The sequence below is a fragment of the Bradyrhizobium diazoefficiens USDA 110 genome, assembly GCF_000011365.1.
Classification (GTDB): Bacteria; Pseudomonadota; Alphaproteobacteria; order Rhizobiales; family Xanthobacteraceae; genus Bradyrhizobium; species Bradyrhizobium diazoefficiens.
Window position 1 is genome coordinate 2,851,573 of sequence record NC_004463.1, and the last position, 9,208, is coordinate 2,860,780.

General features: G+C 64.2%; 11 protein-coding genes. 6 read left to right on the forward strand and 5 right to left on the reverse strand.

Features of this window, described 5'->3' with window-relative positions; all coding sequences use genetic code 11:
* Nucleotides 1-104: 104 nt before the first annotated feature.
* Nucleotides 105-569 carry a winged helix-turn-helix transcriptional regulator gene (locus BJA_RS12870; RefSeq protein WP_038965898.1) on the reverse strand — a complete coding sequence of 155 codons (465 nt, stop codon included), beginning with the start codon at nucleotides 567-569 and terminating at the stop codon, nucleotides 105-107.
* 161 nt (nucleotides 570-730) lie between these two features.
* Between BJA_RS12870 and BJA_RS12875 the strand changes: the two genes are divergently transcribed.
* From BJA_RS12875 to BJA_RS12895, 5 genes are all read left to right on the forward strand, one after another.
* Nucleotides 731-1,468 (forward strand): SDR family oxidoreductase, encoded by a 738-nt coding sequence (locus BJA_RS12875; protein ID WP_011085391.1) that lies wholly within the window; start codon nucleotides 731-733, stop codon nucleotides 1,466-1,468.
* Nucleotides 1,469-1,530: 62 nt separating this feature from the next.
* Nucleotides 1,531-2,532: an NAD(P)H-dependent flavin oxidoreductase gene (locus tag BJA_RS12880; RefSeq protein ID WP_011085392.1), complete on the forward strand. Its 1,002-nt coding sequence runs from the start codon at nucleotides 1,531-1,533 to the stop codon at nucleotides 2,530-2,532.
* Nucleotides 2,533-2,642: 110 nt separating this feature from the next.
* Nucleotides 2,643-3,062: a hypothetical protein gene (locus tag BJA_RS12885; protein ID WP_011085393.1), complete on the forward strand. Its 420-nt coding sequence runs from the start codon at nucleotides 2,643-2,645 to the stop codon at nucleotides 3,060-3,062.
* Nucleotides 3,063-3,375: 313 nt separating this feature from the next.
* Nucleotides 3,376-4,941 carry an alkaline phosphatase D family protein gene (locus BJA_RS12890; protein ID WP_011085394.1) on the forward strand — a complete coding sequence of 522 codons (1,566 nt, stop codon included), beginning with the start codon at nucleotides 3,376-3,378 and terminating at the stop codon, nucleotides 4,939-4,941.
* 262 nt (nucleotides 4,942-5,203) lie between these two features.
* Nucleotides 5,204-6,022 (forward strand): aldo/keto reductase, encoded by an 819-nt coding sequence (locus tag BJA_RS12895; protein WP_011085395.1) that lies wholly within the window; start codon nucleotides 5,204-5,206, stop codon nucleotides 6,020-6,022.
* Between the two features lie 66 nt (nucleotides 6,023-6,088).
* On the opposite strand, the gene BJA_RS12900 is transcribed toward BJA_RS12895, so the two are convergent.
* Both BJA_RS12900 and BJA_RS12905 read right to left on the reverse strand, forming a co-directional pair.
* Nucleotides 6,089-6,310: a hypothetical protein gene (locus tag BJA_RS12900; protein WP_028175359.1), complete on the reverse strand. Its 222-nt coding sequence runs from the start codon at nucleotides 6,308-6,310 to the stop codon at nucleotides 6,089-6,091.
* A gap of 95 nt (nucleotides 6,311-6,405) precedes the next feature.
* Nucleotides 6,406-6,858 (reverse strand): hypothetical protein, encoded by a 453-nt coding sequence (locus tag BJA_RS12905; protein WP_038965896.1) that lies wholly within the window; start codon nucleotides 6,856-6,858, stop codon nucleotides 6,406-6,408.
* Between the two features lie 158 nt (nucleotides 6,859-7,016).
* On the opposite strand from BJA_RS12905, the gene BJA_RS12910 reads away from it, so the two are divergent.
* Nucleotides 7,017-7,289, forward strand: a complete 273-nt coding sequence (locus tag BJA_RS12910; protein ID WP_028175357.1) for a helix-turn-helix domain-containing protein — start codon at nucleotides 7,017-7,019, stop codon at nucleotides 7,287-7,289.
* A gap of 7 nt (nucleotides 7,290-7,296) precedes the next feature.
* Here the strand turns inward: BJA_RS12910 and BJA_RS12915 are convergent, their stop codons facing one another.
* Together BJA_RS12915 and BJA_RS12920 are read right to left on the reverse strand one after the other, a co-directional pair.
* A complete protein-coding gene (locus BJA_RS12915) occupies nucleotides 7,297-8,529 on the reverse strand; it encodes a PLP-dependent aminotransferase family protein (RefSeq protein WP_011085398.1) in 1,233 nt (410 codons plus the stop codon).
* An 88-nt stretch (nucleotides 8,530-8,617) separates the two neighbouring features.
* Nucleotides 8,618-9,145, reverse strand: coding sequence for a DUF3124 domain-containing protein (locus BJA_RS12920; RefSeq protein ID WP_038965894.1), 528 nt, complete (start codon nucleotides 9,143-9,145; stop codon nucleotides 8,618-8,620).
* Between the last annotated feature and the right edge of the window lie 63 nt (nucleotides 9,146-9,208).

Sequence of the window (9,208 nt, forward strand, 5' to 3'; positions counted from 1 at the left end):
AAGTATCACGAATGAAGAGCGCGGCATCGGCACCGCGCTTTCGCCCGCGATCGTCAACCGTGCCGATGATCTCACGGCGGCAGTGCTGCGCGCGCCAGCGCCGCTCAGCCCACCGTTTCCCTCCGCCCGGGCCCCGCATGCACATGCACCTGCTTTGCATGCAGCACCTCGCCGCACTCCGAGCACACCATCACCGGGTCGAACAGCTTGCCGCAAGTTCTGTGCTCATGCAGCATCGGGCGACCGCGCTCGTCGCCCATGTGGGTGTCGCCCCAATGCACCATCGCCATGATGATCGGGTAGAGGTCGAGGCCCTTCTGCGTCAGGATGTATTCGTAGCGCTTGGGCGCCTCGGAATAGGGGACGCGGCGCAGGATGCCGAAGCGGACCAGCTTCTTCAGCCGCTCCGAGAGCAGGTGCCGTGTGATCTGGAGCGAGGACTGAAATCCCTCGAACCGGCGCACGCGCAAAAAGCATTCGCGCAGGATCAGAAGCGTCCAGCGGTCGCCGACCACGGCGACGGTGCGGGAGAGCGAGCAGGACTCTTCGTCCAGCGTGTCCCACTTCATGATACGGTCTCCGACGCAGGCGTAGTAAGTCAGAAAAAGGAACTGACTTGAATGATCAGTGCAATTTGCACGTGAGGCTAGCATTCTGCCTCGCAATTTGACAGTTCTATTTTAGAACTATAGCCTTTGCTCCAGACATATCCGCACCGGAGGAGGCGACCTTGTCCAAGCGAAACGCGACAGCTGCCGTCATCGGGGCCGGCGATTTCATCGGCTCCGAAATCGCGAAGAAATTCGCCGCCGAAGGTTTTTCGATCTTCGCCGGCCGCCGCAACGGCGACAAGCTCGCGCCGCTGGTGAAGGACATCGAGGCGGCCGGTGGCGAAATCCACGCGCGCTCGCTCGATGCGCGCAAGGAGGAAGAGGTCATCTCCTTCCTCGATGACGCCGACAAGCACGCACCGCTGGAAGTTTGCATCTTCAACGTCGGCGCCAACGTCAATTTCCCGATACTCGACACCACCGAGCGCGTGTTCCGTAAAGTCTGGGAGATGGCCTGCTATTCCGGCTTCCTGGCAGGCCGGGAAGCTGCGCGGCTGATGCTTCCGCGCGGCGGCGGCAAAATCTTCTTCACTGGCGCAACGGCCTCCTTGCGTGGCGGCAGCGGCTTTGCCGCGTTCGCCAGCGCAAAGTTTGGTCTGCGTGCGGTGGCGCAGGCGATGGCGCGCGAGCTTGGGCCGAAGAACATCCACGTCGCCCATCTCATCATCGATTCCGGCGTTGACACCGAGTGGGTGCGGCAGCGCCGGCTCGAAGCGCTCGGCCCGAACGCGCTCGACAATCCCGACCTGCTGATGCCGCCGTCGGCCGTGGCCGATTCTTATTGGCAGCTCTACCAGCAGCCGAAGAGCGCTTGGACATTCGAGATGGAGATCCGGCCCTTCGGAGAGAAATGGTGACCGCGGCACGAGACTGCGGCTAGACTGATCCCAAGCAAACCGAAATCCGGGAGGAAGCCTACGTGAAGACCGCGATCACCGAACTGTTCGGCATCGAGCACCCCATCATCCAGGGCGGCATGCATTTCGTCGGCTTTGCCGAGCTGGCTGCCGCCGTCTCGAATGCCGGCGGGCTCGGCATCATCACCGGCCTCACGCAGAAGACGCCGGAGCTGCTGGCGAAAGAGATCGCGCGCTGCCGCGACATGACCGACAAGCCGTTCGGCGTGAATCTCACGTTTCTGCCGGCTTTCTCGGCACCGCCTTATCCGGAATACATCGCGGCCATTGTCGAAGGCGGCGTCAAGGCGGTGGAGACTGCGGGTCGCAGCCCGGAACAGTATATGCCGGCGCTTAAGGCGGCTGGCATCAAGGTGATCCATAAATGCACGTCAGTTCGCCATTCCCTGAAGGCCGAGCGGATCGGCTGCGATGCCGTCAGCGTCGACGGCTTTGAGTGCGGCGGCCATCCCGGCGAGGACGACATTCCGAACATGATCCTGCTGCCGCGCGCGGCAGAGGAATTGAAGATCCCGTTCGTTGCCTCCGGCGGCATGGCTGACGGGCGCAGCCTCGTCGCGGCGCTGTCGCTGGGCGCGGCCGGCATGAACATGGGCACGCGCTTCATTGCGACCAAGGAAGCGCCGGTGCATCAGAACGTGAAGAACGCGCTGGTCGCCGCCACCGAGCTCGACACCCGTCTGATCATGCGGAGCTTGCGCAACACAGAACGCGTCCTGAAGAACGCCAATGTCGATCGTCTGCTCGAGATCGAGCGCGAGAAGGGCGACAAGCTCACCATCGACGACATCCACGACCAGGTCGCGGGCGTCTATCCCAGGATCATGCTGGACGGGCAGATGGATGCGGGCGCCTGGAGCTGCGGCATGGTCGCAGGCCTCATCCACGACATCCCCTCCTGCAAGGAACTCGTCGATCGCATCATGAGTGAGGCGGAAACCATCATCCGCGGCCGCCTGATGGGGTTCCTGGACGGGACGGGCGCGACACGAAAGGTCGCCTGAACACCGCCGAACTTCTTAACCACGGTGGGACTTGACCGCTGGAATTGCGCGCGAGGCTTCCTAAATAGGGGTAAATTACCCCTTTAATAAATCAATTTCAGGAGGCGTCCGTGGTCCTGAAGAGCGTTCATTTTGCTGTTGCCGTTGCCCTCGTGCTCGCATGGGGCGGCGCGTCGCGCGCTGATGACTACAAGCCCGATGAATATTTCGGTCTCGATCTGTCCAAAGCGGTGTTGTCGCCGAAGCGGCTCGGGCCGGAGACGCGGTTCGCACCGGTCGCGTTAGAGGCCCGCGGCGGCAACGAGGCGCAGGCCCGCGCCGAGCCGGTGGACGTGCCGAAAAAGGTCGCCGCCGAACGCGTGCATGTGGCCGAACCGAAGGTCGCGCACGTCAAGGCCGCGCAGCCGCGTGGTGCGGCCCGGACCAAGCTCGCGCATCGCCGCGGCAATCCGTTGGATGCGCAGGCGAGGGATACCCGCATCCAGACCTGGCCTTGCCGCTCCGGCGGCATCTGCAACTGGCAGCGATAGCCGCGACGACGCGCCTTCTTCACCTCGCCCCGCTTGCGGGGAGAGGTCGGATTGCGAAGCAATCCGGGTGAGGGGGTACAGGTCTATCGATGATCTCACCTGTGAAGAGAGGCCACTCACCCCAACCCTCTCAGGGCGAGCAAAGCTCGTCCCGACCCCGTAAGAACGGGGCGAGGGAGCGCACCGCGCTCGGGGCTGCATCTCACACGTCATCCCCGCGTCGCAAAACCGTAGGCGCGGAGTCAAGAAACCGTAAGGGTAGGAGTCAAGGAGCGCAGGCACCTTCCGTCGCGATTCGACGAAGGTCTCCTGAATGGCAACGCTCCGCGCCCCGCGCGCATGGACCCGGCGGCAATTCCTGGTCCGCTCCACCTCCGGCCTCGCCTTGGCCGCGCTCGCAAAGCCATCCATCAGCCGTGCCGCCGACCGCCCGCAGATCGCCGGCGGCATCCAGTCCGGCGACGTCTCGGACGGCTCCGCCGTGATCTGGGCGCGCGCCGATCGGGCCGCGCGCATGCAGGTGGAATGCTCGACCGTCGAGAGTTTCAAGACCATTGTTGCCGCGGCCTCCGGCGACACGCGGCCGGACGCCGACTTCACCTCGAAGCTGCTGCTGAGCGATCTGCCGCCGGGGCAGGACATCTTCTATCGCGTCCGCTTCGATGACATCGCGACCGGCATCGCCGGCGAAAGCCGCGTCGGCCATTTCCGCACTGCGCCGGCCGCAGGGCAATCGATCTCGTTCCTGTGGTCCGGCGACACCGCGGGGCAGGGCTGGGGCATCGACATCTCGCGCGGCGGCTATCGCAGCTATCGCACCATGCTCGACAATCGCCCTGACTTCTTCATTCACTCCGGTGACCATATCTACGCCGACTGCACGATTCCATCCGAGCAGAAGCTGCCGAGCGGCGAGACCTGGCGCAACATCGTCACGGAGGAAAAATCGGAGGTCGCGCGCACGCTGGCGCAGTTTCGCGGCAACTACAAATACAATCATCTCGATGCGCATTTTCGCGATTTCCACGCGAATGTGCCGATGTTCGCGCAGTGGGACGATCACGAGGTCACCAACGACTGGTCACCGTCCGGCAGCTATGACGAGGCCGGTTATGAGGACGACGGCACGCCGCGCCTGGTCGCGCGCGCCCGCCGCGCCTTCTTCGACTTCATGCCGATCCGCGACATCGGCGCACGGCAGGGGCGGGTCTATCGCAAGATCGCTTACGGTCCGCTGCTCGACGTCTTCATGATCGACATGCGCAGTTTTCGGGATGAGACCTGGAACAAGGGCGCCGACCATCGCGGCTGGATTCTCGGCGCCGAGCAGCTGGCCTGGCTGAAGCGGGAGCTGGCCGCCTCGCGCGCGACCTGGAAGGTGATCGCCGCCGACCTGCCGATCGGCCTGATCAGTCTCGATGCGGTCGCGCTCGGCAATGGGCCGCCTGATAGACGCGAGCACGAGATCGCCGATCTGCTCGGCTCCATCAGGCGCGCCGGCGTGCGCAACGTCGTCTGGCTCACCGCCGACATGCACTACACCGCCGCGCACTACTACGATCCCAACAGGGCGCAATTCCAGGACTTCGAACCGTTCTGGGAGTTCGTCTCCGGCCCGCTGCATGCCGGCACCTGGGGCCCGGGCGAACTCGACGACACTTTTGGTCCGGTCGCGATGTACCAGAACGGATGCAGCGAAGCGCAGGGCGAGAACCTCGCGCCCTGCTTCGGATTGCAGTTCTTCGGCCGCGTCGACATCGATGGCGCGAGCGGCGTGATGACCGTGACGCTGAAAGACGTCGACAACCGCGACCTCTGGTCGGTCGACATCGTGCCGCAGTCGCAGGCGCGCCCGGCCGTGGTCGCGCAGCATTCGTGAGGCCGGTTCGTCATGCCCGGGCTTGTCCAGGGCATCCACGTTCTGCGTGCCAAGGGGCAAGTCGTGGATGACCGGGTCAAGCCCGGTCATGACGTTGGGGAGGCACTCAGTGCGCCGACGCTAACCCGATCTTGATTGGCCGCTCCGCGTCTCCCGCGCTACACTGACCGCTCCCGCCACCTTGTTTCCATCAACGAAGCGTCTGTCCCCGCGGCCTCACCGCGGGCATCTCGCGGGCTGAAATACGTCAGGAGCCTGTTTTATGGACAATCTGAAGACACAGGGCATCAGCATGCCCAAGCTCGGCCTCGGCACCTTTCGCATGCAGGGCGATGCCTGCCGCGCCGCGGTCGAGAGCGCGCTGTCGATCGGCTACCGCCACATCGACACGGCTGAAATGTACGCCAACGAGGAACCCATCGGTGCCGCGCTCGCCGCGGCCCGGCTGCCGCGCGGTGAGTTGCACGTCACCACGAAGGTCTGGCACGAGAATTTGGCGCCGGATGCGATCCGGCGGGCCTTCGACGCCAGCCTGAAGAAGCTCCGGCTCGACCATGTCGATCTCTATCTCGTGCACTGGCCGTCCAGGTCCGCGAACTGGGGCGCGGTGTTCGAGACCTTGATGAAGCTGAAGGAGGAGGGACGCACGCGGGCGATTGGCGTTGCCAATTTCACCACGGCGCTGCTCAAGATCGCGGTCGAGGACATCAAGGCGCCGATCGCCTGCAACCAGATCGAGTATCACGCGATGCTCGATCAATCGAAGGTGCTGGCCTATCTCAATGCCAGGTCGATCCCGCTGGTCGCCTATTGCCCGCTGGCGCAGGGACGCGTTGCCTCCGATCCGGTGCTGGCGGAGATCGGCGCCAGGCACAACGCGACCGCTGCACAGGTTGCGCTGAAATGGCTGCTCGACCAGGGCGGCGTTGCGGCGATCCCGAAGGCCTCGCGCCGCGAGAGCCAGCAGGCCAATCTCGATGCGCTGAAGATCATGCTCGACGATGCCGACCGCAACAAGATCGCCGCGCTGCCGAAGGACAGGCGTTGCGTCAATCCCGGCTTTGCGCCGGCGTGGGACTGACCGAGCGCATGTCGCGAACACAAAGAAATGGCCCCGCGAGGGGCCATTTCGATGTTGCGTTGCGCGTTAGTCCCAGTGGTGATGGCTGCGCTTGACCACGACGACACGATCGCGATGGTGCCAGCCGCGATGCCAGCCATGATCACGATGCTCGCGCATTTCGGCGCGGGCACCGTAACCGTAGCCATGGTGGCCGTTCCTGATCACCACCGTTTCGGCACTCGCCATCGTCGGTGCAATGATCGCGAGCGCGCCGAGAGCAGCAACCACATAACCAAGCTTCTTCATGATGTCCTCCTCCAACTCAATGCACATGAGAACCGCGCATTCGCGCGAACGTTCCGGAGGAACTGGCAGAGAATTCTGAACGGATGTTCAGATGCTCAATCGCAGCGTTGCTGCGCAGGGGTCGGCGCGCCCGTGGCGACGTATTTGCCGTCCCTGATCGTATATGCGCCGCGCTCGCTGCGATTGTAGATCGCGCGCAGGCTGCCGTCCTTGGCCAGCAGCAGCCCGAACTCGCGGGTCTGATGCAGCGATGGAAAGTACACCATCACATTGAGCAGGCCCTCGGCGTTGACCGTGGCGGACACGACTTCGTTCTCGTCCTTGGCCTCGCCGAAATTGCGCCGGTACATCACCCGGCCGTCCTTCTGGATCTCGTAAGTCAGGAGCGCCCCCCTGTCGCGGTCGGGCCGGGCCGCGCAATCGACCGCCCATGAGCCGAGCAGGCCCCATTGTTCGACCGTCGCCGCAAGCGTCTCGGCACCGGCCGTGGACGTGAACGCGACCCACACCACCGCCGCCGTGGTCCAGCGGCTCAACCAACGCGTCATGTCCTGAAAGGCCCCACCTCGAAGAATTCCAAAGTGTAGCATCCCGCCCGCGGTCGTCCACGCCAGCCGCCGATCGCTCGCGAATTTGATCCGCGTCAATGAGGCCGGCCGTATCGGGGGTAGGATGGCTGCTCCCGAAGGCGAACGTGGATAGACCAATGCTGAATCAAGTCATGGATTTTGCGGGCGAAGTGCTGCCGGGGAGCTGTGCCGTGCCGCCTTATTCGGAGACCGCGTTTCTGGCCGAGCTGGGCGACCGCTTGAAGTCCTCGCGCACGCGCTGCGACCTCTCGCGCCGGGAGCTGGCCCGCCGCTCCGGGATTTCCGAGCGCTATATCGCCCAGATCGAGGCCGGCAAGGGCAACGTCTCGATCGTCCTGTTGCTGCGGCTGGCCTCCGCGATCCACGGCAGCCAGCCCCAGGCGGCTTGACGAGGCGTTAAGCCCGCTTCTCCACATTGGCGCTGCGGGCCGGCACGCCGAACTCCTTGCGGCAGACCTCGGCCAGCACAGCGACGCCCTCGCGGATCTGCTGATGCGTCGGGCTGGCAAAGCACAGCCTGAGGCGTGAGCTGGAATGGCTCTTGCTGGTGGACCATTCCGGCCCCGGATTGATCGAGACACCGGCGGCAAGCGCGGCCTGATAGAGCTTCAGCGTATCGACCTGGTCGGGCAGCTTCACCCACAGGAAGATGCCGCCCTTGGGCTCCTCGAACTCCGCCGCCGTTCCGAACTGCTCATTGAGGGCTTCCATCAGCGTATCGAGCTTGGTGCGCAGCGTCTTCGTCAGGGCCGGCACGTGGCTTGCGAAATGCGGCTTGCAATAGGCCGCCAGCACCATCTGCTCCAGCGCACCGGAGCCGGCATCCGTCTTCAGCGACAGCATCCGCGACATCACATCCCAGGGCGCGACGATGAAGCCGACGCGCAGCGCCGGCGCGATCGATTTCGAGAACGAACCGATGTGGATCACGCCGCCGTTCGGGCTCATCGCATAAATCGCCGGCGGCCGCTGTCCCGACCAGACGAGATCGGCATAGCAGTCATCCTCGAAGATCGGTACCCCATACTCGGCCGCGAGCCGCACCAGCTCGGCGCGGCGGCTCTCCGGCATGATGCTGCCGGTCGGGTTCTGCACAGTCGGGATAGTGTAGATGTATTTTGGGCGGATGCCGCGGCTCTTCAAGTCGGCCAGCGTCGTGGCCAGCACGTCCATGCGCATGCCGTCCGCATCGAGCGGAATGCCTGCTACGTTGACGCCGAGCCGTGCCAGACGGTTCAGCGAGCCCTGATAGCTGTCCTGCTCGAAGATCACGGTATCGCCGCGGGCGAGCAGCGTATTGTTGACGAGGTCGAGCGCCTGGAGCGAGCCCGAGACGATCAGGAGATCGTCGACCGTGCAGTTGATGCCGGCATCGCGCTTCAGTTTTGTTACGAGGAATTCGCGCAGCGGCAGGTAGCCTTGCGGCCCGTGCGCCAGACCGTAAGTGGCGAGCGATCGGCCCTCGCGTTGCAGGGCGAGGTTGGCCGCCTCGATCAGCTCATCCAGCGGCACCTGCTCGGAATCATTGTTGCCGCCGACAAAGCTGTATTTGGCAAGGCCCGTCCAGCGCGCGGAAGGGGCCGGCAGCCCTGCGGGAAACAGGGGCGCGAAATCGAAGCTGGACGTCATGGGAGCGTTCCTCGTGTTGTTCTTGTTGAGCGGCCGGCTTTGCGCCGGCCTGCCTTACGTCTTGTTGGCCGTCCGGGTCGGACGGCTTCTACTTCTTTGTGGCAGTCCGGGTCGGACGGCCCTGGCTGATGAAAGCGTAATGCGCATTGGCGACGCCGCCAACCATCAAGGCCTCGACCACCGGCTCGGCGATATCGCCCGTTGCGGCCCAGTCGACAATGAAATTGGCCCCGGTCCCGCCGCGCACGTCGTCGGTCGGAATGAAAATCGAGACGGTGGCGAGGGGCCTCAAGGCCACCGGCGCTTTCAGATAGCTCTCGACCTGCTTGCCTGCGGTGTCGAAATAGGCGATGCGCTTGACCACCAGCGGCTGGCTCTCGGAGGCGTTGTGAACGCTCAAGGTCACCGAGAAGTCGACGCGCAGCTTGCCCTGGCTCATCGCGACGCTGGAATAGGCCGGCACATAGAACCCGCCGGCGACGGCGAGCTCCTCTTTCGGCAGCACAGTGAGCGAATCGGCAAAGTTTTGTTCGATATTGACCTTGGATTGCGCCGCGGCCGGCAAGGCGAACGCGAACGGAGCTAGCACGGCTATCAGCCAGAGCACGATCCGCATGTGACGAATTGCTCGCTTGCCGCGGCGCAACCTGTCTCTAGGGTGCGGCAAAACGGACCAATT